Consider the following 23,233-nt stretch of genomic DNA (forward strand, 5'->3'; position numbering starts at 1 on the left):
AAATCGTCACCCCCCAGCGGAAAGGGTGCCGGGAACTCTCCCTAGGGTGCCTATCCGCAGTCGCCGCGTCCCATCGAAGATTGCTGAACACCGCAGTAAGGATGAAAGCGAGTTTCGCATTGATTTCCGAAACGATGCTCGAAGCCGAGCAGAAACTTGTTGGTTCCGGCGTGATCGGTGTCGGGGGCACGTGCCTTCAGGCTGCCGAAGCGACGACCGAAGAATTGTCCGGACGCACAATCGAGAATGCACTCCGACAATGGGAAGCGGGACACGCGGAGTTTCCCCATGCGGCGGTCGCCGCCCATTATCAGGCAGTCGGGCGTAACGGGGTCCGGCCACACCTGGTCGACAGGCTGCGAGACTTCCACAGCAGCAACCGTGCGAATCATGTTCTCAGTTGCTGGCTTCCGATGACGTTCGATGCGCAGAACGGTGACTATCTGTCCTATGTCGGGCTCGACTACTTCGACCGGGTCGTCCGGTCCGATGACGCGCAGCGTGTCGACGCATTCATCGCTGCCGCGGCCATGGACCTCGCCTTGCTGGAGGCGCGGGCCCTCGCGAGGTCGGCACACGCACCCCAGGTGGCCCGGGTGCGAGCGGCGACGCGGGTCGTGACTCAACTCGCGCGGCTCGCACCCGCCTTCGCGCTCGATCCTGCCGTAGCCGCGGCCGGCCTCGAGGCACTGGCTCAGCCGGGCGCCGAATACAGTTCGTTCGCTTCGGTCGCCGAGCCGGCGCTGAACGGTGTCCCCGAGGAGATCGGAATCGCGGTTCGGCTGACGTTGTTGCCGACGACTCGCCTGCACGACGAACAGATGTTCATCCGCTGCATCCAGATCTTCGAAGGCCTGTATCGGCAAGTTGCGACAGCGATTTCGATGGCGATCCGTGACCTGCACAACGGTCTGGCCGCAGCGGCAAGGGATCGCCTCGACCAGGCATCGATCCGTCTCGAAGCGGTGCCCGCGCTCTTTCGGGTTCTGACGACGATGCCGGTCGACGCTTTCGCGGTTATTCGCGGCTTCACCCATGGGCGGAGCGCGGTGCAGTCGCGCGCGTTTCGTGAGGTCGAGTTCGCGTGCGCTCCACTCGATCCCCGCGACTTCGAGCACTGTCCGAAAATCGATGTCGGGGAGGCGACGTTGCAGGACACCTATCTCGCGATGCGGACAACGCATCCGGACGCGAGCGTGCTCGAGAAGTCGATGCGGCGCCTGGATCGTGCATGGGGTGCGATGAAGCGAGGCCACTGGGGTATCACCCTGAAGGTCATCGGAACGGTACCGGGCACCGGCGGGACGGCGGGCGCGTCGTATTTGCAGAATGCCGCCACGAAGTCACTCTTCCCGCAGCTGTCCGAGGTGGCGTGAACATGAGCGATGTCAACCACCGCGTCCGGAAACAGATCATGGGATACATCGTGTCCCAATCTATTTCAGCGGTCTGCGAACTGGGCGTGCCCGACCGATTGGCGAACGATGCGTGCTCGCTCGGCGATCTCGCGGCCAGCGTGGGTGCCGACGCCGACGCACTCGGCCGATTCCTGCGGGTACTCGTCGCGGAGGGATTGCTCGAGGAAGACGGCGGAGGACGATTTGCGTTGACGGAGGCCGGCGAGCTCTTGCGGGCCGACACTCCCGGCTCGCTTCGTCACTTGGTCGGCCTGATGTCGAACGAGGCCTACTTCGTGTGGGGGCACGCAGCCCATTCGATCCGAACGGGGAAGGAATCGTTTTCAGCGGCCTTCGGTAAACCGTACTTCGAATGGTTGTCCGAGAATCCCTCGGCCGCCGATGAGTTCGCACGGGGTCAGGCGGGCCTGGTCGAGCTGCGTTTGCTGCCTCTGCTCGACCACGACTGGTCCGACGTGGGAACGGTCGTCGACGTCGGAGGCGGCACCGGGGCACTGATCACCCGGTTGCTCGATCGGCACGCACAACTACACGGCATTCTGTTCGATCTGCCTCACGTGGTCGCGGAAGCGCCGTCGCAGTTTTGTTCGGCCGGCATCGGTGAACGAACGACAGTCGTCGGTGGAAGTTTCTTCGACGACGTCCCCCGGCACGGTGACGTCTACGTGTTGTCTCAGATTCTGCACGACTGGGACGACGCGTCCGCCGGCAAGATCCTGAGCAGTTGCCGGCGCGCGATCCCGGCAAGCGGACGATTGATGATCGTCGAGCAGGTCCTGCCGGAAGCAGCCACAACCCACCCCATGGCTTTACTGGATCTCCACATGCTGGTTCTCCTGGGAGGGCGCGAACGCACGGTCACCGAATGGCGCCGACTGCTGACCGACCACGGATTCACGCTCGATTCGATCACGCACGGTCCCCGGTCGTCCGTCATCGAAGCGGTCCCGGTGTGAGCCGCTAGCTTCCCTCGCCCGCGAGGGCGAAGAGGCCGTCGTCGGTCTGCTCGACGAGCCCGTCGACCAGCAGGGAATGGAGGGCGCGGTCGCGCTGCCCGGGGTCGTCGAGCCACACCTGGTCGAGCCGGACGCGTTCGACCGGGGCGGTGCTTTCGCGGAGTACTGCCATGAGCTTGCCGCGCACCTGACGGTCGGTGCCCGCGAATTTCTGGACCTTCCGGCGCGCTCCGGTGTGGGCGGGACGTCCGGCGTCGACCCAGGCGCAGTTCGGCAGCGGGCAGCGGGTGCATTCGGGGGAGCGGGCGGTGCAGACGGTGGCGCCGAGTTCCATCAGGGCCGCGGAGAACGTGGCGGCCCGGGCTCGGGTCCGGGGGAGCAGCGTCGACACGTCGGCGAGGTCACGGGTGGTCGAGGGATTCCCGGGCTCCGCGCTTCCGTGCACGGCCCTGGCGACCACCCGCCGGACGTTCGTGTCGACGACGGGGACCCGCTGTCCGTAGGCGAAGCAGGCGACGGCCCGTGCGGTGTAGGCGCCGATGCCGGGCAGTCCGAGGAGGGTGTCGACGTCGCTCGGCACGACGTCGCCGTGTTCGGCGGCGAGCACGCCGGCGCATTCGTGGAGTCGCAGCGCCCGGCGCGGGTAGCCGAGCTTGCCCCACGCGCGCAGGACGTCGGCCTGGCTCGACGCGGCCATCCGGGACGGGACGGGCCAGCGTTGCACCCACTCCTCCCAGATCGGGGCCACCCGGACGACGGGCGTCTGCTGCAGCATGATCTCGCTCATCAGGATGTGCCAGGCGGTGACGCCGTCGCGGCGCCACGGCAGATCCCGGGCCTGTGCCTCGTACCAGTTGATCAGCGCGGAGGAGTCAACGGCCACTTCGTCCTCACAAGTCCCTTCGGTCACGGGTGAAACAGAATTTCCGGGGTCGTCATAATCCCGTCGCGACGGTGCCACACGCCCGGTGCACAATGATCCCATGCCTAATTCGAACCCGGTGTCCGCCTGGAAGGCCCTGCGTCAGGGTAACGACAGATTCGTCAACGGCACCTCGCTCCATCCCAGCCAGGGCGTCGCCGATCGGGCGAAGCTCGTCGGCGGCCAGCACCCCACGGCCGTCCTGTTCGGTTGCGGAGACTCCCGCGTCGCCGCCGAGATCATCTTCGATCAGGGTCTGGGCGACATGTTCGTCGTCCGCACCGCAGGTCACGTGATCGACGACGCCGTGCTCGGGTCCATCGAGTACGCCGTTGGCGTGTTGAACGTGCCGCTGATCGTCGTGCTCGGTCACGACAGCTGCGGTGCCGTCAAGGCGACGCTCGACGCCCTCGACGACGGCAACGTGCCGCCCGGATTCATCCGCAGCATCGTGGAACGCGTCGCTCCGTCGATCCTCAAGGGACGCCGAGAGGGCCTCAACACCGTCGACGAACTCGAAGGTCGCCACGTGGTGGAGACCGGCGCGCTGCTCATGCAGCGTTCGCGGATCATCGCCGAGAAGGTGGAGAGCGGCGCGTGCGCCATCGCGGGCGTCACGTACAAGCTGTCCGACGGACGCACCCACCTGCAGGGCGCGGTCGGGGACATCGGTGAGCTCACGGACTGACCGCGACACGCCGCGCCCGCTGAGCCGTTGCCGCGCGACGCCGAACTACCGTTGACGTCGTGCTGGAACCGAATGGACCGTTGCCCCCCGAGATTTACTGGCGCCGCAGGGCGCTGGCGATCGGCGGCGCCATCGTCGTGTTGCTGCTCGTGGTGTGGTTGATCAACTCGCTGCGTGGTGGGGGTGACTCCGAGACGGATCCGGCGGCAGCGAGTTCGTCGTTGACCACTCCGGTGTCGATTTCCCCGACAGCCTCGGGTTCGTCCACGTCCAGCGGTGGTTCGGGCGGCGGCGGCGGTGGCGCCGCTGCCGCCGGCGGCGAGGCGTCGTCGGGCACGTCCGGTTCGTCGGGGGCGGCGTCGAGCAGCGGTTCGTCGAGCAGCAGCGCGGCTCCCAGCGGCCAGCCGGTTGCGGCGGGTCAGTGCCCGGACCAGTCGCTCGCCATCAAGGTGGCGGCAGACAAGCCGACGTACCTGCCCGGTGAGGAGCCGAGTTTCACGACGGTCGTCACCAACATCGGTACCACGCCGTGCGAACGTGATCTGGGCAGCAGCCTCCAGCAGGTGCTCGTGTACACGATCGACGGCGCCGTCCGCCTGTGGTCCAACATCGACTGCTTCCCGCAGTCCGCCGCCGACGTGCGCACCCTCGCCGCCGGCGAGCAGGCCCAGTTCACCGTGAAGTGGTCGGCAAAGACCTCCGCTCCCGACTGCCTGACGCAGCCGGAACCCCAGCGCGATCCGGTGGGGCCCGGTGCGTACACGGTGGTCGGCCAGCTCGGTCAGCTCCGCAGCGCGCCGGAGCCGTTCAACCTCAGCTGATCCTCGGTGCGGGGTCGATGCGTGAGCGTCGATCGAATTCCTTGTCGAGGTCGGTGAGATCGGGGTCGGCGAGCAGCGCCGCAAGCAGGATGCGGGCCTGACCTGCCCTGAGGTCGGTGGAGAACAGTGCCCCCGCCGACACGAGGTCGTGTCCGCCGCCCCCGCCGCCGTACGTGGCGGAGGTCGGGCCGTGCGGCACCCGGGTGGTGACCACGACCGGGATTCCGGCGGCCGTGCTGTCCCGGACCGCCTCGACGATCGCCGGGTTCGCGTTGCCGGACCCGAGCCCGTCGAGCACCAGCCCCCGTGCCCCGGCCGCCAGGCACGCGTCGATCTGGACGCGGTCCGCGCCCGGATAGGCGGCCACGATGTCGACGCGGGTTCCGGAGATCGGATGCCACGGCAGCGGATCGGGCCGTTGCGGCGGCAGGTCGCCGGTGGGATGGACGGATCGGAACGCGTCGAGACACGTCGTGTCCGTCTTCCGTGTCCCGGACGCCCGGTGCAGGGCACCGCCGAACGCGATGAGGACACCCGCCCCGCGCAGGGCGGGGTCCGTTCCCGCGGCGATCGCGTCGGACAGGTTGGTGAGCGCGTCGGATTCCGGATGGTCGAAGGTGCGTTGCGCACCCGTGAAGACCACCGGCCGCGGATCGGCGTGGTGGAGGTCGACCAGGAAGGCGGTCTCCTCCATGGTGTCGGTGCCGTGCAGCACGACCACCGCGTCGAGAGCGGGGTCGTGCAGTTCCGAGGTGACGGCGTCGCGGACCCGGTCCAGATCGGCGAACGTCATGCTCGAACTGTCCTTCGACATCACGTCGACGACACGGATTTCCGTTCCGGTCCGGGCACTGCCCAGCAGATCGGAGCCTGCGACCACCGGCCTGCTGACACCCTGCCCGTCGCGCCTGCTGGCGATGGTGCCTCCGGTGGTGACGACGGCGACTTTCGGCACTGTTGTCCTTTCCTGCTAAACGTTGGGGCGGTCCGAGGCCAGGGTCCGGATGCGGTTCCTCGCGCCGTACCACCCGATCACCAGTAGCGGGGCGATGATCGCGATGGACCCGACGGTCCAGGTTCCGACCGGGTGATCGAACGCCATCAGTATGACGACGCAGCCGAGGAAGACCAGGGTGAGGAGCCCGGTGTAGGGGGCGCCGAACATCCGGAAACCGGGACGGGTGAGCGTGCCGTCCTTCGCGAGTTTCCACAGTTTCAGCTGGCACAGCACGATGACGGCCCAGGCGCTGATGATCCCGAGTGCGGCGAGGTTCAGAACGATCTCGAATGCCTGCGTGGGAACGACGGCGTTGAGTCCCACTCCGAGCAGGATGACGAATCCGGTGAGAGCGATGCCGCCGTACGGAACTCCGGCCTTGTTCATCCGGGCGGCGAACGACGGCGCCGACCCGGCCATGGCCATCGAATGCAGTATTCGCCCGGTCGAGTACAGGCCGGCGTTGAGCGACGACAGCGCGGCAGTGAGTACCACGAGGTTCATGATCGCGTCGGCGCCCTGCACGTTGATGGAGCCGAAGAACGTGACGAACGGGCTTTCGCCGGCGTGGTACTCGGTGTAGGGGAGCAGCAGCGACAGCAGCAGCACGGATCCGACGTAGAAGACGAGGATCCGGATGATGACCGTGTTGATCGCCTTGGGAATGACCTTCTGGGGGTTCTTCGTCTCGCCGGCCGTGGTGCCCACGAGTTCGATCGAGGCGTACGCGAACACGACGCCCTGGATCACCACGACGGCGGGCAGCAGGCCGTTGGGGAAGAGTCCGCCGTTGTCGGCGATCAGGCTGAATCCCGAGGTGTGGCCTTCGATTGGCGTCCCGAACAGCACGAAGTAGATGCCGAAGCAGAGGAAGGCGGCCAGGGCCACGACCTTGATGAGCGCGAACCAGAATTCGAGTTCGCCGAACACCTTGACGGACACGAGGTTCAGCCCGAGGACGAGTACGACGGCGGCCAGGGCGAAGACCCATTGGTCGACGTTGCCGAGCGGTGCCCAGTACTTCTCGAAGAAATTCATGTACAGCGCGACGGCGGTGACGTCGACGACGGCCGTCATCGCCCAGTTCATCCAGTACAGCCAGCCCGCGGCGAAGGCCATCTTTTCGCCGAAGAATTCGCGGGAGTACGACACGAACGACCCGGAGGTGGGCCGGTGCATGACGAGTTCGCCGAGGGCCCGCAGGATCAGGAACGCGAAGAACCCGCAGAGGGCGTAGACGAGGACGAGTGCGGGCCCGGCCTGCTGGAGACGTCCGCCGGCGCCCATGAACAGGCCGGTGCCGATCGCTCCGCCGATCGCGATCATCTGGATCTGTCGCGGGCCGAGCGCTTTCCGGTAGCCCAGATCTTCCTCGACGAAGATGTCTCCCGAGGTGTCATCCTTCTCGATCGTCACGAGAGCACCTCCGCGGTCGCGGCGACGGGCGTCTGCCGTGGCGAACCGGACGCTCTCAGGTTGGCGAGATGCTCGGGGCTCAGGAGCCGGTCGAGTTCGTCCCGGTCGAGCAGGCCCGCCTCGATCACGAGGTCGGCGACCTTGCGGCCGGAGATCAGGGCCTCCTGTGCGATCCGGGTCGAGGCGGTGTACCCGATGTACGGGTTGAGGGCGGTCACGAGCCCGATGGAATCCTCGACCCGGGCCCGCAGCAGATCGGTGTTGGCCGTGATGCCGAGCACGCAGCGGTCGGCCAGGATCCGGCAGGCGGCACCCAGGTGGCGCATCCCCTCGGACAGGGAGTGCACGATGATCGGTTCGAACGCGTTGAGCTGCAGCTGACCGGATTCGGCGGCCATCGTGATGGTGACGTCGTTACCGATCACCTCGTAGGCCACCTGATTGAGGACTTCGGGGATCACCGGATTGACCTTGCCGGGCATGATCGACGAACCGGCCTGTACCGGTGGGAGATTGATCTCGTTCAGGCCCGCGCGCGGTCCCGAGGACAGCAGGCGGAGGTCGTTGCACACCTTGGACAGCTTGACGGCGATCCGCTTGAGCACGCCGGAGAGATGGACGAACTGCCCGACGTCCTGGGTGGCCTCGACCAGGTCCGTGGCCAGGACGAGGGGAAGTCCGGTGAGGTCCCGCAGCGTGTCGCACGCGGCCTCGGCGTAGCCGGCGGGCGCGTTCAGGCCCGTGCCGATGGCGGTGGCGCCGAGGTTGATCTCGTGGACGAGGAGGGCGGCCTCGCCGAGGCGGGCGCGGTCCTCGTCGATCATCACCGAGTAGGTGGCGAACTCCTGGCCGAGGGTCATCGGCACCGCGTCCTGGAGCTGGGTGCGCCCCATCTTCACGGTGTCGGCGAACTCCACGGCCTTGGCCGCGAACGCGTCCTGCAGGACCCGCAGCGCGTCGAGGAGATCGTCGATCGCGAAGATCGTCGCGATGTTGACCGCGGTGGGGTAGACGTCGTTGGTCGACTGGCTGAGGTTCACGTGCTCGTTGGGGTGGAGTTCCCCATATTCTCCGCGTCCGTGGCCGAGGATCTCGAGCGCCCGGTTGGCGATCACCTCGTTGGCGTTCATGTTGGTCGACGTCCCGGCGCCGCCCTGGATGACGTCGACGACGAACTGCTCGTGCCAGCGTCCGTCGACGATCTCCCGGCACGCCTGCCCGATCGCGTCGGCGCGGCGGGGGTCGAGAATCCCGAGTTTCTCGTTGGCGCTCGCCGCGGCCCACTTGACGTACGCGAGTCCGCGGATCAGGTAGGGGTTGGTGGAGATCGTGCGGCCGGTGATCGGGAAGTTCTCGACCGCCCGCAGCGTGTGGATTCCCCAGTAGGAATCCGCAGGTACTTGGCGGTCGCCGAGCAGATCGTGTTCTGTTCGCGTTTCGAGCACTTGATCAATTCCTCACGGGGATTCGCGCGAGCGTTGCTCTGCACGGATGCGGTGGACGGAGTCTGCTGCTCGAAGAGGGTGGTTTCTCGGTCGAGCCACCCGGCTATCCACCTGCCAGGCTGTCAGACAGGTGCAATTGTTACCTCGCTCACTTGCAGTCGTCAACCCGGGGCCCCGCGCCGTGTTGACGTCGCAGCCGGGGCGTGAGCAGAATATCCCCATGAACCTGTCAGACAGCTGGGCAGCCAGGCGCCCCGTCACGGCGCGGGTCAGTGCCGCGGAGGCGGTCCTCGCGGATCTTCGTGACGCGATCACCTCGGGTGAGCTGTCGGTCGGTGAACGTCTCCCGTCCGAGGCGTCCCTCGCGGCGCGGCACGGAGTCAGCCGGTCCGTGATCCGGGAGGCGCTGCGGTCCTGCCACGCGCTCGGGCTCACGGAGACGAAATCGGGCCTCGGCACGTTCGTCGTCAGCGATTCGATCGCCCGCGACCTCGACTTCGGGAACTATGCGGCCAACGAGCTCGTCGAGGCGCGCCCGCACGTGGAGATTCCCGCCGCCGGCTGGGCGGCTCAGCGGCACACCGCCGAGGATCTCGCCGCCCTTCGTGGTCTGGTCGACCAGATGCGGGACGAGGACGATCCACTCGTGTGGGTGTCCCTCGACGCGCAGTTCCATGCGTTCATCGCCCGGACGAGCCGGAACCGCGTGTTCGAATCCGTGATCGTCGACATCCGCGAAGCCCTCACCCGGCAGTCCGAAACGCTGAATCTGGTTGCGGGACGGCAGCAGAAGTCGAACGACGAGCACGACCGGATCGTGGACGGCATCGCATCCGGAAGCTACGACAAGGCCGCCCGCGCCATGGCCGAACACCTGGACGCGGTGCGGGTCGCACTGGAATCCGTGGTCGGAGAAGCCGGCCCGGACGATCGACAGTAAGGACCGGAACCATTCTCACAGCACAACCCCTCGACGCCCGGCACGCACGATCCTGGCTCCTGGTATCCGCCTCGCGGACCGGGGATTTCGACCTCGCCGACCGGAGCGACGCCGACGCCGTCATCCTCGACCTCGAGGACGGGGTGGTCACCGACGAACGATCGGACGCCCGGCGGTCCGTCGCCGAATGGTTGTCCGGTGACGGCGCCGCCTGGGTCCGGATCAACGCCGCGACCACCGCGGACTGGTCTGCCGACGTGGACGCGCTGTGCGGGCTACCCGGACTACAGGGTGTCATGCTGGCGAAAAGTGAATCCGGGCAACAGGTCCGGGACACCGCCGCCCGGCTGGGCGGGACCGTTCCCGTGCTCGCTCTCGTCGAGTCCGCGCGCGGCATCGAATTCGCGTTCGACATCGCGTCCGAGTCCGCCACGCTGCGATTGGCGTTCGGTAGTGGCGATTTCCGGCGGGACACGGGAGCGGGCGCCGAGCCGGACGCGCTCGCCTACGCCCGCGGCCGCCTCGTCGTCGCGAGCGCCGCCGCCGGGATCGCGGCACCGATCGACGGACCCACCCTCGTCGACGATCGCGACACGAGGGTCGAGGCCCTGGCCGTCACGCGGTCGATGGGGATGTCCGGCAAGCTGTGCATGCACGCCGCGCACACCGGCGACGTCAACCGCGAACTGAGCCCGTCCGCAGAGGACGCAGCGTGGGCCGACGAGGTGATCGGTCGCCTCGGCGCCGACGGCTCGGGTGTCCGGAGCGGCAGCGACCGGCCGCAACTCGCGCGCGCCCTGACCATTCGCACCCGACTGGACGCGCTCCGGCTGTCCTACTAGGGCGTATCTAGTCGTACGGGCCCGAGATCGACGTCTCGGCGAGCCGGGACAGGCCCTCGCGGATGTGGCGCGCCCAGAGTCCGCCGATCCCCTCGACCGACTGCAGGTCGGCGGCCGTCGCCGCCAGCAGCGACTGCAGTGTTCCGAACGAGCCGACGAGCCGGTGAATCTGGTTGAACTGCAACCGGGGAACACGAGTCAGGACGCGGTAGCCGCGAGGGCTCATCGGGGCCTCGAGTGCCTCGATGGTGCCCGGGTAGCCGAACGCCCGCGCCAACGTGGTGAGGTCGAGAAGGTCTGCGTCCGTGATCCTGTCGAGCGCGGTGAGCGACTTCTCGACGTCCTCGGCGGGCGCCGGCCCGGATCCGGCCAGATAGTCGCGCACGATGAGTTCTCTCGCCACGTCGTTGTCGCCGACGAGTTCCTCGAGCTGCAGCGCGAGCTGCCGCCCGTCCGTCCCGAGCTCGAGCACGTCCTGCTCGATCTCGACGGACACGCGCCGCACCATCTCCAGGCGCTGCACCACGGTCAGGGCGTCGCGGAGCGTGACGAAATCCTCGATCTCCACGACCGACAGCTGGCGGGTCACCTCGTCGAGCCGCGCCTTGTACCGCTCGAGGGTGGCCACCGCCTGATTGGCGCGCGACAGGATCGTGGCGGACCCGTCGATGACGTGCCGGATGCCGCCGACGTACACGCTGACGATGCTCATCGACTGGCTGACCGACACCACCGGGTACCCGGTCTGCATCGCCGTCCGCTCGGCGGCACGGTGCCGGGTGCCGGACTCGACGGTCGGGATCTTGTGGTCGGGCACCAGCTGGACGTTGGCGCGCACGATGCGCGACCCGTCGGTGGACAGGACGACGGCGCCGTCCATCTTCGACAGCTCACGCAGGCGGGTGGGGGCGAACTCCACGTCGAGTTCGAAGCCGCCGTCGCAGATTTCTTCCATCTGCTCGTCGTAGCCGAGGACGATCAACGCACCCGTGCGGCCGCGCAGAATGCGTTCCAGGCCGTCGCGAAGTGCAGTTCCGGGAGCCAGCCGGGCAATCGTTTCGCGCAGTGCAGACGACGACTCGGCATCGTTCATCGCGCAATACTCCCGCTGAGGTAGACGTCACTTGTCGGGGACCGCCGCAGAAACACGTCCGGACCCGCGTTTAGATTACCTATCCATGAGTGGTACCTGGACTTTGCCCGACGACCTGACCCTGCCAGGCCGGGTCGACAGCTTTCCCGCCGCAGGTCAGCCGGTGCCGCGCCACTGGTCGAGGTGCTTCGGGTGCGGAGACCAGTCGCCCGCCGGGATGTCGATGAGCTTCACCGCCGGGGGCGGTCTCGACGTGTGGGGGCGGCTCGAGGTGGCACCCCGCTACCAGGGCGGTCCGGGGGTGATCCACGGCGGAATCCTCTCGACCGCGTTCGACGAGGCGCTCGGCATGGTATGCCGGTCGATCGTCGACGGACCGGTGGTCACGGGACATCTCGAGATCGACTTCGCCAGGCCCATACCGCTGGGTTCCGTCCTCGAATTCCACGCGCGGGTCGACGGGTCGATCCGCCGCAAGGTGTACGCGAGCGCCGAAGCGCGCATCGTCGAGGGGCCGACGGCCGACCCCGGCGTGGTCGTGGCGAGGTCGCGGGGGTTATTCGTCACCGTCACGGCCGAGCACTTCGAGAAGACGAAGGACTACGTGGACGGCGTCCCGGAGCGGCCGTTCGGCACCTCGTCGATCTGACGGTTACCGCGGGCGACGCAGTCCGTCCGAGCGTCACCGCAGCGACAGTATGGCTGCGTCGAGGTTCCCGACCTCGGTGACCTTCATGCCCTTGGGCGCCGCCCCGGAATCGAGCGGCACGATGGCGCGGGTGAATCCGAGGCGGTGCGCCTCCGCGAGCCTTCGCCCGACGCCAGGCACCCGGCGCACCTCGCCGGCCAAACCGACCTCGCCGAGGATCACGAGCCCGTCCGGAACGGCCCGGTCCCGGACCGCCGACGCGACGGCGAGGGCCAGCGCCAGGTCGGCGGACGGCTCGGTCATCCGCATGCCGCCGACGGTGGCCGCGTAGACGTCCTGCTTCGCGATCTGCACGCCGCACCGGCGGTCGAGCACGGCCAGGACCATGGCCACCCGGGCGCTGTCGAGTCCGCTCACGGCGCGGCGGGGCGCGGGCATGGACGTCGCCGCGACGAGGGCCTGCACCTCACCGAGGAGGGGCCGTTTGCCGTCCATCATGACGGTGACGGCGGTTCCGGGCACAGCTTCGGCGCGGTGGTGGAGGAACAGTCCGGACGGGTCGCTGATGCCGGCGATGCCGTCTTCCCGCAGTTCGAAGCAACCGACTTCGTCGGCGGCACCGAAACGGTTCTTGACGCCGCGCACCATCCGCAGCGTCGAATGCTTGTCGCCCTCGAAGTGCAGCACCACGTCGACGAGATGCTCGAGCGACCGCGGACCGGCGACCGCACCGTCCTTGGTGACGTGGCCGATGAGGAGTACCGGCACGCCGCTGGCCTTGGCGAGGGAGGTGAGGGCGCTGGTGACGGCCTTCACCTGGGTGACGCCTCCGACCACGCCGTCGACGTCCGCGGCCAGCATGGTCTGCACGGAGTCGACGATCAGCAGGGTGGGGCGCACCTGTTCGACGTGACCGAGGACGGTCGCGAGGTCGGATTCGGCGGCGAGGTAGACCCGCTCGTGGACGGCGCCGGTGCGGTCGGCCCGCAGGCGCACCTGCCCGGCGGATTCCTCGCCGGTGACGTAGAGCGACCGGTCGTCCGGGCCGCGGCGGGCCCACTGGTGGACCACCTCGAGGAGCAGGGTCGACTTGCCGACGCCGGGTTCGCCGGCGAGGAGAACGACGGAACCGGGCACCACACCGCCGCCGAGGACACGGTCGAGCTCGTCGATGCCGGTCGGCTTGGCGCGGGTGGATGTGCTGTCGATCCGCGTGATCGGGGTAGCCGGGGTGGACGGAAGGACCGCTCCCGCTCCCGCTTTCGCGAGCGAGGCGCCGGGGCGGCTCGCGACGGACGCGACGATCGGGGCCTCGTCCATCGAACCCCAGCTCCCGCATTCGGGGCACCGCCCGACCCATTTGGGAACCGTGCACTGGCACGACGAGCAGCGGAAGCTGGATTTGAGTTTGGCCACCCGGCCAGCCTAGGTATCGGGTCCGACAGCGGACCCGGGACGGCTGCTAGTGTCCGCCGCCCTCGGCCTCGGTGCCGGGCGACTTGTCGGAGACGTGCCGCTCGGTCTCGTGGCCCGCATCGACGGGCACCGACACGGTGACGTCCCCGGCCTTCTCGAATGCGAACGTGACGGGGAAGGTGAGGCCCGGGCGGACGCCTTCCTTCAGGTTGTTCAGGGTGACGAGGACGACGTCGGTCGGCGCGTCGGCGCTCTCGTCCGTCGCGGCGGCGGCGTCGGCGGACGCTTCGGCGTCTTCGCCCGGCAGGCCGGCGACGAGCGCGCTCTGCGGGTCGATCTCGAGGCCACCGGCCGACTCGCCGAGGGTGACGGACTGCGCGAAGTCGGTGCTGATGCGGGTCAGCTTGTCCGGGGTGTCCTCGTTGTTGTTGATCGCGGTGAACGCGAGGACGGCGTTGCCGCCCGGCTCGAGGCTGTACTCGGCGGAGTTGGGGTAGACGACGTGCACGTTGCGCAGGGCGATCGACCCGGCGTCCGCGCTGTTGCCGTTGACCGCGGCGACCTGACTCGACGTCTGAGTGATCTGGCCCGCACTGCACGCGGACAGCACGAGGGCTGCGCCGGCAGCGAGAGCGACGGCGGTAGCGACTCGGCGAGTCGACTTGTCGAGAGCAGTCACGAGTTGTCCTCCGGTGTCAGGTTCGCACTTCAACTAGGCAGAGTAGTAGTTCGCCCGCATGGCCTGCTCGCTGGGTACGCACAATGGTTGTCTGCGTGCGGTTTCGGTGCTTGGGAACGGCCCGATCGGGGTGTCCGGAATGCACGTATCAGGACCCCTGTCAACCCCTAGGGTCACGCCACGATGCCCCTGACCTGCACCGTTGATGCGACCAGGATCCGGACACGTGTTAAACTCGAATGATCGAAAGGGGCACGGGACAGATGATTTTTAAGGTCGGAGACACCGTCGTATACCCCCATCACGGTGCGGCGCTGATCGAAGCTATTGAAACCCGCACCATCAAGGGTGAGCAGAAGGAATATCTCGTTCTCAAGGTTGCTCAGGGCGATCTCACCGTACGGGTTCCCGCAGACAACGCAGAGTACGTGGGCGTACGCGACGTCGTCGGCCAGGAAGGTCTCGACAAGGTCTTCCAGGTACTGCGGGCTCCGCACACCGAAGAACCCACCAACTGGTCACGCCGCTACAAGGCGAATCTCGAAAAGCTCGCGTCCGGTGACGTCAACAAGGTCGCCGAGGTCGTTCGTGACCTGTGGCGTCGTGAGCAGGACCGCGGCCTGTCCGCGGGTGAGAAGCGCATGCTCGCGAAGGCGCGGCAGATCCTCGTCGGCGAACTCGCGCTGGCCGAAGGCACCGACAGCGACAAGGCCGAGACCATCCTCGACGAGGTCCTCGCGGCCGCGTCCTAGACAGTCGCGATACCCACAGTGGCCGAGGGAAGAGGTCCTGTAGTCGCGCTGGTTCCCGCCGCAGGTCAGGGTGTGCGTTTGGGCGAGAACAAGCCCAAGGCATTCGTTGATCTCGGTGGGACGACCATGCTGACACGCGCGGTCGACGGGCTCCTGCAGTCGGGGGCTGTCGACCGCGTCGTCGTGATCGTCCCGGAAGAACTCGTCGAGTCGACGCGCAGCCTCCTCCCCGGTCACGTCACCGTCGTAGCCGGCGGAAGCGAGCGGACCGGCTCGGTTCGCGCCGGACTCGCCGTCGCGGACGACGCCGAATACGTCCTCGTGCACGACGCCGCCCGCGCCCTGACACCGCCGTCGCTCATCGCGCGAGTGGTCGCGGAACTGCGGTGCGGCCGCCGCGCGGTCATTCCCGTCCTCCCGGTGGCGGACACCATCAAGACCGTCGACGTTCTCGGCGCGGTCACCGGCACCCCCGAACGGTCCGAACTGCGGGCCGTGCAGACGCCGCAGGGTTTCACCGCGGAACTGCTCCGCCGCGCGTACGCCGCCGCCGACGGCATCGCCACGGACGACGCCGGCCTGGTGGAGCGCCTCGGCGAACGGGTCCGCAGCATCGTCGGAGAACCCACAGCATTCAAGATCACCACGCCGCTGGACCTCGTGCTGGCCCGCGCGCTGGTGGAAGAGGGAGCGCACTAGTGCGAGTCGGAATCGGGACGGACGTCCACCCGATCGAGCAGGGACGGCCGTGCTGGATGGCGGGCCTGCTGTTCGAGGACGAGAACGGCTGCGCGGGCCATTCCGACGGCGACGTCGCCGTCCACGCGCTCTGCGACGCCCTGCTCTCCGCCGCCGGCCTCGGCGATCTCGGCTCCGTCTTCGGAACCGGCCGGCCCGAGTGGTCCGGGGTGAGCGGCGCCGCGATGCTCGCGGAGGTCCGCCGGCTCCTGGAACAGGACGACTTCGGTGTCGCCAACGCCGCGGTCCAGGTGATCGGGAACCGGCCGAAGATCGGCCCGCGCCGGAACGAGGCGCAGAAGGTGCTCAGCGACATTCTGGGCGCCCCGGTTTCGGTGTCCGCGACCACCACGGACGGGCTCGGTCTCACCGGCCGCGGCGAGGGGATCGCCGCGATGGCCACCGCGTTGGTCATTCCCGATCGAAGCGCCAGGTAGGATCGCTGGTCGTGACCCTGCGCCTATTCGACACCGAGACGCGGGCCTTGCGTGACTTCGCTCCGCTGGCCCCTGGACACGCATCGGTGTACCTGTGTGGCGCCACGGTGCAGGGCGACCCCCACATCGGCCACGTACGCAGCGGCGTCGCCTTCGACGTGCTGCGACGCTGGCTGCTCGCCCACGACTACGACGTGGCGTTCGTCCGCAATGTCACGGACATCGAAGACAAGATCCTGAACAAGGCCGCCGAGGCGGGCAGGCCGTGGTGGGAGTGGGCCGCCACGTTCGAGCGGTCCTTCACGTGGGCCTACCAGCAGCTGGGTGTGCTGCCTCCGTCCGTCGAGCCGCGCGCCACCGGGCACATCACACAGATGGTCGAGATGATGCAGCGCCTCATCGACAACGGTCACGCGTACGCGGCTGGCGGCGACGTCTACTTCGACGTCCGCAGCTACCCGCGGTACGGCAGCCTGTCCGGGCACAAGCTCGACGACGTGCACCAGGGCGAGAGCGCCGGCGAATGCAAGCGCGATCCCCGCGACTTCACGTTGTGGAAGGCGGAGAAGCCGGGCGAGCCGTCGTGGCCGACGCCGTGGGGCCGCGGCAGGCCGGGCTGGCACCTCGAGTGCTCCGCGATGGCCGAGTTCTACCTCGGGGCGGCGTTCGACATCCACTGCGGCGGCCTGGACCTGGTGTTCCCGCACCACGAGAACGAGATCGCGCAGGCCAAGTGCGCCGGCGACGACTTCGCGCAGTACTGGCTGCACAACGGCTGGGTCACCATGGGCGGCGAGAAGATGTCGAAGTCGCTCGGCAACGTTCTCTCCGTGCCGAACGTGCTGAAAAAGGTGCGGCCGCAAGAGCTTCGGTACTACCTCGGCAGCGCCCACTACCGGTCGATGCTCGAATACTCCGACACCGCGCTCGACGAGGGCGCGGCCGCGTACCGCCGCATCGAATCGTTCGTCATGCGCACGCAGGAGCGCGCCGGTGAAGTGACGATCGGCCGGTGGACGGACGCGTTCGCTCGCGCGCTCGACGACGACCTCGCCGTCCCCGCCGCTCTCGCCGAGGTGCACGGCAAGGTCCGCGAGGGCAACATCGCGCTCGACGGGGGAGATCTCGAGGGGGCGCGCGCAATCGCGTCGCAGGTCCGGGCCATGCTCGGAATCCTCGGCGTCGACCCGCTGGACGAGCACTGGACTCAGGAGACCGCGGACGCGTCCGCGGCAACCGACGCCCTGGACGTTCTGGTCCGGGCCGAACTCGAGCGCAGGCAGACTGCCCGCGCCGAGAAGAACTGGGCTGTGGCCGACGAGGTGCGTGACCGTCTCATCCGGGCAGGCATCGAGGTCACCGATACCCCCAACGGGCCCGAGTGGTCTCTCAAGGCAGGACAGTAGTAATGGCTGGAAATTCGAGTAGGCGCGGCGCCATCCGCAAGGCCGGTACCAAGAAGGGGCAGGTCGCCGGTTCCGGTGGCCAGCGCCGCAAGGGCCTGGAAGGGCGCGGCGCCACCCCGCCCGCGGAGGCCCGCACCAAGCACCCCGCCGCCAAGCGCGCCGCTCGGGCCGCCCGGGAAGCGGAGAAGCAGCCGGGCCGCGGACGTCAGGCCGCAGGCCGCAAGGTGCTCGACGGTCCCGAGACCGTGCTGGGTCGCAACCCCGTCGTCGAGTGCCTGCGCGCCGGTGTCCCCGCGACCGCCCTGTACGTCGCGGTCGGAACCGAGAGCGACGACCGCCTGAAGGAATCCGTCCAGCGCGCCGCCGACGCGGGCATCTCCATCCTCGAGGTCCCCCGCACCGATCTCGACCGGCTCAGCGCCAACGGCATGCACCAGGGGATCGCGTTGCAGGTGCCGCCGTACCGCTACGCGCATCCCGACGACCTCATCGCGGAGGCCCGCAAGCACCAGGAGGCGCCGCTGCTCGTGGCCCTCGACAACATCACCGATCCCCGCAACCTCGGTGCGGTCGTGCGGTCGGTGGCGGCGTTCGGCGGGCACGGTGTGGTCATCCCCGAGCGTCGCAGTGCTTCGGTCACCGCGGTGGCGTGGCGCACCAGCGCCGGCGCCGCGGCGCGTCTGCCGATCGCCCGTGCCACCAATCTCACTCGCACACTGAAGGATTGGGCGTCCAAAGGTGTCCAGGTGGTCGGGCTCGACGCGGGCGGCGACACCACGCTCGACGAGTTCGACGGCAGCGGTCCGGTGGTCGTCGTGGTCGGCTCCGAGGGCAAGGGATTGTCGCGTCTGGTGCGCGAGAACTGCGACGCCATCCTCAGCATCCCGATGGCGGGCCCGGTCGAATCGCTCAACGCGTCCGTCGCCGCGGGTGTCGTGCTCGCTGACATCGCCCGCCGCCGCCGGAGCTAGGCCCCGCCGTCACCTCGGGAGCGGGGACGCCACCGCGCGGTGGAACCGCACCCGGTGCCCGGGCCGCAACTGAGCGGCCCGCGGCAGGTCGGCCTCAGCGACCACGGCGATCACCGGGTAACCGCCCGTCACCGGATGGTCGGCGAGGAACAGGATCGGCTGACCGTTCGGGGGCACCTGCAGGGCGCCGGCGACCATGGCCTCGCTGGGCATTTCGCCGCGCACGGATCGATGCAGCGCTCCCGGGCCTTCGAGTCGCGCCCCCACCCGGTTGGTGTCGGAACTGACCGTCCACGTCTCGCGGAGCAGGGCGTCGACGGATGCGGGGGTGAACCAGTCGTCCCGCGGTCCGATCCGGACACGCATCGTCAACGGATCCTCGGGAGTGACGGGCGGGGGGATGATCTCGTCGGCGGGCCAGTCGCCGGCATCCGCACCGACGAGCAACCGGTCACCCTCGGCGATCGGATCGGGTCCGAGGCCCGACAGCGTGTCGGTGGACCGGCTCCCCATCACCGCGGGCACGTCGACACCTCCGCGCACCGCGACGTAACTGCGCAGCCCCTCCGAAGCGAACGCGATCTCCAGCACGTCCCCGGTGTTCAGGTGCAGCATCGTGTAGTCGGGTCGGGGTTTGGAATTGACGGCGACGGGATTACGGGCACCGGTGACGGCGACGCTGACGGTCCCGGCCGCCCGCACCGCGAGCCCACCGAGCGTGACCTCCAGCGTCGCGGCGTCGGAGTGGTTGCCCACCAACCTGTTTGCGCAATCGTGTGCGTCGCGGTCGGCGGCACCCGACTCGCCGACACCGATGGAGGCGTATCCGGGGCGGCCGCGATCCTGCACGGTGGTGAGCGGTCCGGTGCGCACGACCTCGAGCCAAGCCATCGTCCGATTGTCCCGCATCTCCGCGGCGTCTGGATACGCTCTCGATCATGTTGACCGCGACTCTGTACGGCCTCGGCACGGCCGTGCCCCTGCTGATCGGTGCCGTCGTCGGGCTGCGCTACGACCTGCCGCGGCCGGTCCTCGCGGCGCTCATGGCGTTCGGTGCGGGAACGATGGTGGCCGCCGTGTCCACCGAGTTGTTCCAGCCCGCGTTCGAGACCGAAGGGATCTGGAGGGCGGGGGCAGCCCTGTTCGCGGGTGCCCTCGTCTACGTGGTCGCCGACCGGCTCATCGAGCAGAAACTCGGAGCCGGCGCCCTGGGCTGGGCGTTGATGCTCGGCGCGCTGCTCGACGGCGTCCCCGAGAACACCGCCCTCGGGGTGACGATCAGCAGCGCGGGCGGCGTGGTGCTGCTCGTCGCCGTCGCGGTAGGAAACGTGCCCGAGGCGGTCGCGGGCGCGGCGTCCATGCGGTCCCAGCCGCACTTCAGCCGCGGCCGCGCGCTCTCGGTGTGGGTGGCCGTCGCCGTCCTGCTCGTTCTGGTCGTGATCGGCGCCGACGCCCTGTCCGACACCATCTCCGACGGCGCCATCGCGACCATCCAGGCATTCGCCGGTGGCGCGACCATCGCCGTGCTCGCCGACTCGCTGATGCCCGAGGCATACCGGGAGGGCGGGTGGTGGGTCGGGCTGTCCACCGCGCTCGGGTTCCTCGTCGCGTTCGGGCTCGGCGCCTAGCCTGCTCGGTCGCGCTGAGTTTCAGGCGGGCAGCGTCGCCACCGTGTACCCGTGCGCGGCACCGACTTCCGCCGACAGCAGTTGGCCGTCGTGCGTGCTCAGGCCCGCCGCGAGTCCGGGGACGGTCGCGGTGGCGTCCTTCCAGCCCTTGTCGGCAAGGGCGACGACGTAGGGGAGGGTCGCGTTGGTGAGCGCGTAGGTGGAGGTGCGGGGCACGGCGCCGGGCATGTTGGCGACGCAGTAGAACACCGAGTCGTGAACCTGGTAGGTGGGTTCGGCGTGGGTGGTGGGGCGTGAGTCCTCGAAGCAGCCGCCCTGGTCGATGGCGATGTCGACGAGCACCGAGCCGGGCTTCATCCGGGAGACGAGGTTGTTGGAGACGAGGGTGGGGGCCTTGGCGCCGGGGACGAGGACGGCGCCGATCACCAGGTCGGCCTCGAGGACGGCCTGCTCGAGTTCCAGGGAGTTCGAGACGATCGTCTTGACCTGCCCCTGGTACAGGGCGTCGATCTCCCGGAGGCGGGCGATGGACAGGTCCAGGACGGTGACGTCGGCGTGCATGCCGTGCGCGATGGCGATCGCGTTCTTGCCGGAGACGCCGGCGCCGATGACGACGACCTTGGCCGGCCGGACGCCGGGGACGCCGCCCATGAGGACGCCGCGGCCGCCGCCCTGGCGCATGAGGTGGTAGGCGCCGGCCTGCGGGGCGAGGCGTCCGGCGACCTCGCTCATCGGGGCGAGCAGCGGCAGCGAGCCGTCGGCGGCGGTGACGGTTTCGTAGGCGATCGAGGTGGTCCGCGAGGCGAGCAGGGCGTCGGTGCACTCCTTGGACGCGGCGAGGTGCAGGTAGGTGAACAGCACCTGGTCCTTGCGCAGGCGTGAATACTCCTCGGCGATGGGCTCTTTCACCTTCAGGAGAAGGTCGGCGGTCCCCCACACCGCAGTGGCGGAGGAGAGGATCTGGGCGCCCGCTGCCTTGAAGTCCTCATCGGTGAACGAGGACCCGAGGCCCGCGCCCGCTTCGATGATGACGTCGTGGCCGCGTTCGGCGAGTTCGTGGACACCGGCGGGGCTGATGGCCACGCGGTACTCGTGGTTCTTGATTTCGCGGGGGATGCCGATCTTCATGAGAACTCCGTGCTGTTGGAAATTCGATTGGTAGGTGCCAATAGTGAAGAAAGCGATCATTCCTGCCAATAGTTCTGAAGATAATTCTTAGAATTGCCAACATCGCTTGCGGCGATTCGGAGGCGGCCGCAGCGGGGAGGTCTTCGCCGAACGATCTTCGGCAATGGCTCCGCCCCGTGGAGTACTGAATTAACCGCCCGACGTTGATAAGTACTCACGGGCGCCGGAGGCGCAGGATCAGCATGGCCGTGTGCAGCGACGTCCGGGACTCGGCATCGTCGAGGTCCACACCGAGCAGGCGCTCGATCGTGGCCAGCTTCGCGTAGAGCGTGGGACGCGAGAGGTGGAGCTTCTTCGCGAGTTCCGTCTTGTTGCCGCCGAGTTCGAGGAAGCTCCGCAGGACGTCGAGGCTGTCGCCGCCGTGCCGCGCCCGATGCTCCAGCAGGCCGCGCAGTTCGGTCTCGGCGAACGCCTGCACCCGCGGATCGCTCTGGATGAGGGCGAGGAGCCCGCGCAACCGGATGTCGGCTGCCCGGTGAAAGGCCTTGTCGTCCGGTGGCAACGACAGCGCGACGTCGGCGATGTGCGCGGATTCCGCCAGGCCGCCCGCGGCATCCAGCAGACGGGTCGATTCGGGACCGACGCCGATCGTGCAGTGCAGGACGCCGTCGAGTCGGGTGAGTGCAGCGCGGATGGCCCCGCAGAGTTCGGTCAGCGCGCCGGGTGCGGACGCCGGCGGATGGGACAGGAGCAGGTCGATCTGCCCGGCCCGGGTGTTCGCGGTCAACGCCGTCTGCCGCGACGTCCGGACCGCGTGACGCACGGCGTCCAGCATGGTGACTCGGCGTCGCTGGGCCAGAACCTGGTCGGCACTGGCGGTTTCGCTGACACGCACGGTCATCGGCAGGTAGGTCAAGGCAGGGCGGAGGCCGAGTGCGTGGGCGCGCGCGGTCGCCTCGGCCTCGTCCTGAACCCGTGCGCGGCGGAGTTCGTCGATGAGCCCACTCTGGGCCTGCTGCTCGAGCGCGGTCCGGTCCTGTTCGACCATGCGGTGCAATGCGAGCGCCTGAGCCGCGCGTTCGAGGGCCATCCGGGCCCGGCCTTCGGCGGCGACGGGGTACGGGGCGACGAGTCGTCCCCATTCCTGCCGATGGGCGCCGACGGGCGTCGTCGTCCACGATTCGGGGCCGTCGACCGCGGTCTGATGCGACACGGGCGTCAGCCGCGACCGCCGTTCCCACTCGGCGAGGAGGTCCGCCGCCGCGGTGTCCTGCGCCGCGAACGCCAGCACCTGCCGGTTGAGGTCTTCGAGCACGACCGGGGCGCCGAGCATGCCGGCCGCGGCGTCGACGATCTCACCGAGCGACGCCCGCTTCATGCTGAGGTCGGTAAAGACCTCGTGGGCGTGCCGCGCGAAGGCGACCTCGTCGTACTGCTCCGCGACGATCGACCGGTGCACCGCCTCGGTGACCTCGACGAACTTGATCTGGCGGTGCAGCGCGATCACGGGGAACGACAGCCTGTCGGCGGCGCGTGCCACCCCGGCCGGGACGGTATCGACGTGGACGCCCAGTTCGACGACGAGTCCGGCCGCGCCCGCCGCGGCCAGTCCTTCCAGGTATTCCACGCTCGACGAGTCGTCCGCGAGGGGGTGCCCGGTGGTGAGGACGAGTTCGCCGCCCTGGAGGAGGTTCGACAGGTCGGGCAGATCGCTGACGTGCACCCATCGCACCGGCCTGTCCAGTGGTCCGCCGCCGACCACCTCGGGCGTTCCGGCCTGGACTACCGGGAGCGCCAGGATGTCGACGATGGTGGGCAGCATTTACGCAGTGTAAATCAGAATGCGGAATTCTATACAGATCGTCGGGGCCTGGGGGCTGGTTTACGGACC

Annotated in this window: 23 protein-coding genes; 13 read left to right on the forward strand and 10 right to left on the reverse strand. The window is 68.6% G+C overall.

The window, feature by feature from the left end; all coding sequences use genetic code 11:
- Positions 1 to 80: 80 nt before the first annotated feature.
- Both ROP_RS21625 and ROP_RS21630 read left to right on the forward strand, forming a co-directional pair.
- Entirely contained in the window at positions 81 to 1,376 is a 1,296-nt protein-coding gene (locus ROP_RS21625) for a hypothetical protein (protein WP_231868961.1), read from the forward strand.
- A gap of 2 nt (positions 1,377 to 1,378) precedes the next feature.
- Positions 1,379 to 2,374 carry a methyltransferase gene (locus tag ROP_RS21630; protein ID WP_043825113.1) on the forward strand — a complete coding sequence of 332 codons (996 nt, stop codon included), beginning with the start codon at positions 1,379 to 1,381 and terminating at the stop codon, positions 2,372 to 2,374.
- A gap of 4 nt (positions 2,375 to 2,378) precedes the next feature.
- On the opposite strand, the gene ROP_RS21635 is transcribed toward ROP_RS21630, so the two are convergent.
- The gene (locus ROP_RS21635; protein ID WP_043825115.1) at positions 2,379 to 3,257 is read right to left on the reverse strand and encodes an A/G-specific adenine glycosylase; all 879 of its coding nucleotides are present in this window, start codon (positions 3,255 to 3,257) and stop codon (positions 2,379 to 2,381) included.
- Positions 3,258 to 3,357: 100 nt separating this feature from the next.
- Here ROP_RS21635 and ROP_RS21640 point away from each other — a divergent pair, with 100 nt between their 5' ends.
- Both ROP_RS21640 and ROP_RS21645 read left to right on the forward strand, forming a co-directional pair.
- Positions 3,358 to 3,984 carry a carbonic anhydrase gene (locus ROP_RS21640; protein ID WP_012691539.1) on the forward strand — a complete coding sequence of 209 codons (627 nt, stop codon included), beginning with the start codon at positions 3,358 to 3,360 and terminating at the stop codon, positions 3,982 to 3,984.
- A 59-nt stretch (positions 3,985 to 4,043) separates the two neighbouring features.
- On the forward strand, positions 4,044 to 4,805 hold the full coding sequence (locus ROP_RS21645) for a hypothetical protein (RefSeq protein ID WP_012691540.1): 762 nt from the start codon (positions 4,044 to 4,046) through the stop codon (positions 4,803 to 4,805).
- Here ROP_RS21645 and ROP_RS21650 read toward each other — a convergent pair.
- Genes ROP_RS21650 through ROP_RS21660 form a run of 3 tightly spaced genes read right to left on the reverse strand, consistent with a single transcriptional unit; the run spans position 4,798 to position 8,663 of the window.
- Positions 4,798 to 5,760, reverse strand: coding sequence for an asparaginase (locus tag ROP_RS21650; RefSeq protein WP_012691541.1), 963 nt, complete (start codon positions 5,758 to 5,760; stop codon positions 4,798 to 4,800). The genes ROP_RS21645 and ROP_RS21650 overlap by 8 nt on opposite strands.
- Before the next feature lie 15 nt (positions 5,761 to 5,775).
- Positions 5,776 to 7,218 carry an amino acid permease gene (locus tag ROP_RS21655; RefSeq protein ID WP_012691542.1) on the reverse strand — a complete coding sequence of 481 codons (1,443 nt, stop codon included), beginning with the start codon at positions 7,216 to 7,218 and terminating at the stop codon, positions 5,776 to 5,778.
- Positions 7,215 to 8,663, reverse strand: a complete 1,449-nt coding sequence (locus tag ROP_RS21660) for an aspartate ammonia-lyase (protein WP_012691543.1) — start codon at positions 8,661 to 8,663, stop codon at positions 7,215 to 7,217. Before ROP_RS21660 ends, ROP_RS21655 begins: the two co-directional genes overlap by 4 nt.
- Positions 8,664 to 8,883: 220 nt before the next feature.
- Between ROP_RS21660 and ROP_RS21665 the strand changes: the two genes are divergently transcribed.
- Together ROP_RS21665 and ROP_RS21670 are read left to right on the forward strand one after the other, a co-directional pair.
- On the forward strand, positions 8,884 to 9,603 hold the full coding sequence (locus tag ROP_RS21665) for a FadR/GntR family transcriptional regulator (protein WP_012691544.1): 720 nt from the start codon (positions 8,884 to 8,886) through the stop codon (positions 9,601 to 9,603).
- A gap of 11 nt (positions 9,604 to 9,614) precedes the next feature.
- A complete protein-coding gene (locus tag ROP_RS21670) occupies positions 9,615 to 10,445 on the forward strand; it encodes an HpcH/HpaI aldolase/citrate lyase family protein (protein WP_043826738.1) in 831 nt (276 codons plus the stop codon).
- Between the two features lie 7 nt (positions 10,446 to 10,452).
- Here ROP_RS21670 and disA read toward each other — a convergent pair whose 3' ends face one another.
- Positions 10,453 to 11,538: a DNA integrity scanning diadenylate cyclase DisA gene (gene disA / locus ROP_RS21675; RefSeq protein WP_012691546.1), complete on the reverse strand. Its 1,086-nt coding sequence runs from the start codon at positions 11,536 to 11,538 to the stop codon at positions 10,453 to 10,455.
- An 85-nt stretch (positions 11,539 to 11,623) separates the two neighbouring features.
- Between disA and ROP_RS21680 the strand changes: the two genes are divergently transcribed.
- The gene (locus ROP_RS21680; protein ID WP_012691547.1) at positions 11,624 to 12,187 is read left to right on the forward strand and encodes a PaaI family thioesterase; all 564 of its coding nucleotides are present in this window, start codon (positions 11,624 to 11,626) and stop codon (positions 12,185 to 12,187) included.
- Positions 12,188 to 12,220: 33 nt separating this feature from the next.
- Here the strand turns inward: ROP_RS21680 and radA are convergent, their stop codons facing one another.
- Entirely contained in the window at positions 12,221 to 13,603 is a 1,383-nt protein-coding gene (radA, locus tag ROP_RS21685; RefSeq protein ID WP_012691548.1) for a DNA repair protein RadA, read from the reverse strand.
- A 46-nt stretch (positions 13,604 to 13,649) separates the two neighbouring features.
- Positions 13,650 to 14,282: a hypothetical protein gene (locus ROP_RS21690; RefSeq protein WP_012691549.1), complete on the reverse strand. Its 633-nt coding sequence runs from the start codon at positions 14,280 to 14,282 to the stop codon at positions 13,650 to 13,652.
- A gap of 263 nt (positions 14,283 to 14,545) precedes the next feature.
- Here ROP_RS21690 and carD point away from each other — a divergent pair, with 263 nt between their 5' ends.
- The 5 genes from carD to rlmB are packed head-to-tail and all read left to right on the forward strand — an operon-like array spanning position 14,546 to position 18,586.
- Positions 14,546 to 15,034: an RNA polymerase-binding transcription factor CarD gene (carD, locus tag ROP_RS21695; protein WP_005262216.1), complete on the forward strand. Its 489-nt coding sequence runs from the start codon at positions 14,546 to 14,548 to the stop codon at positions 15,032 to 15,034.
- An 18-nt stretch (positions 15,035 to 15,052) separates the two neighbouring features.
- On the forward strand, positions 15,053 to 15,733 hold the full coding sequence (gene ispD / locus ROP_RS21700) for a 2-C-methyl-D-erythritol 4-phosphate cytidylyltransferase (RefSeq protein ID WP_012691550.1): 681 nt from the start codon (positions 15,053 to 15,055) through the stop codon (positions 15,731 to 15,733).
- Entirely contained in the window at positions 15,733 to 16,209 is a 477-nt protein-coding gene (gene ispF / locus ROP_RS21705; protein ID WP_012691551.1) for a 2-C-methyl-D-erythritol 2,4-cyclodiphosphate synthase, read from the forward strand. Before ispD ends, ispF begins: the two co-directional genes overlap by 1 nt.
- Positions 16,210 to 16,220: 11 nt before the next feature.
- The gene (gene cysS, locus ROP_RS21710; RefSeq protein ID WP_012691552.1) at positions 16,221 to 17,615 is read left to right on the forward strand and encodes a cysteine--tRNA ligase; all 1,395 of its coding nucleotides are present in this window, start codon (positions 16,221 to 16,223) and stop codon (positions 17,613 to 17,615) included.
- 2 nt (positions 17,616 to 17,617) lie between these two features.
- Entirely contained in the window at positions 17,618 to 18,586 is a 969-nt protein-coding gene (gene rlmB, locus ROP_RS21715; protein ID WP_012691553.1) for a 23S rRNA (guanosine(2251)-2'-O)-methyltransferase RlmB, read from the forward strand.
- A 9-nt stretch (positions 18,587 to 18,595) separates the two neighbouring features.
- Here rlmB and ROP_RS21720 read toward each other — a convergent pair whose 3' ends face one another.
- Positions 18,596 to 19,477 (reverse strand): biotin-dependent carboxyltransferase family protein, encoded by an 882-nt coding sequence (locus tag ROP_RS21720; RefSeq protein ID WP_012691554.1) that lies wholly within the window; start codon positions 19,475 to 19,477, stop codon positions 18,596 to 18,598.
- A 47-nt stretch (positions 19,478 to 19,524) separates the two neighbouring features.
- Between ROP_RS21720 and ROP_RS21725 the strand changes: the two genes are divergently transcribed.
- The gene (locus tag ROP_RS21725; protein ID WP_012691555.1) at positions 19,525 to 20,214 is read left to right on the forward strand and encodes a ZIP family metal transporter; all 690 of its coding nucleotides are present in this window, start codon (positions 19,525 to 19,527) and stop codon (positions 20,212 to 20,214) included.
- 21 nt (positions 20,215 to 20,235) lie between these two features.
- On the opposite strand, the gene ald is transcribed toward ROP_RS21725, so the two are convergent.
- Together ald and ROP_RS21735 are read right to left on the reverse strand one after the other, a co-directional pair.
- Positions 20,236 to 21,342: an alanine dehydrogenase gene (ald, locus tag ROP_RS21730; RefSeq protein ID WP_012691556.1), complete on the reverse strand. Its 1,107-nt coding sequence runs from the start codon at positions 21,340 to 21,342 to the stop codon at positions 20,236 to 20,238.
- A 214-nt stretch (positions 21,343 to 21,556) separates the two neighbouring features.
- Positions 21,557 to 23,164 (reverse strand): PucR family transcriptional regulator, encoded by a 1,608-nt coding sequence (locus tag ROP_RS21735; RefSeq protein ID WP_012691557.1) that lies wholly within the window; start codon positions 23,162 to 23,164, stop codon positions 21,557 to 21,559.
- Between the last annotated feature and the right edge of the window lie 69 nt (positions 23,165 to 23,233).

Origin of the sequence: Rhodococcus opacus B4 (assembly GCF_000010805.1) — a bacterium.
In the GTDB taxonomy this organism is placed as follows: Bacteria; Actinomycetota; Actinomycetes; order Mycobacteriales; family Mycobacteriaceae; genus Rhodococcus_F; species Rhodococcus_F opacus_C.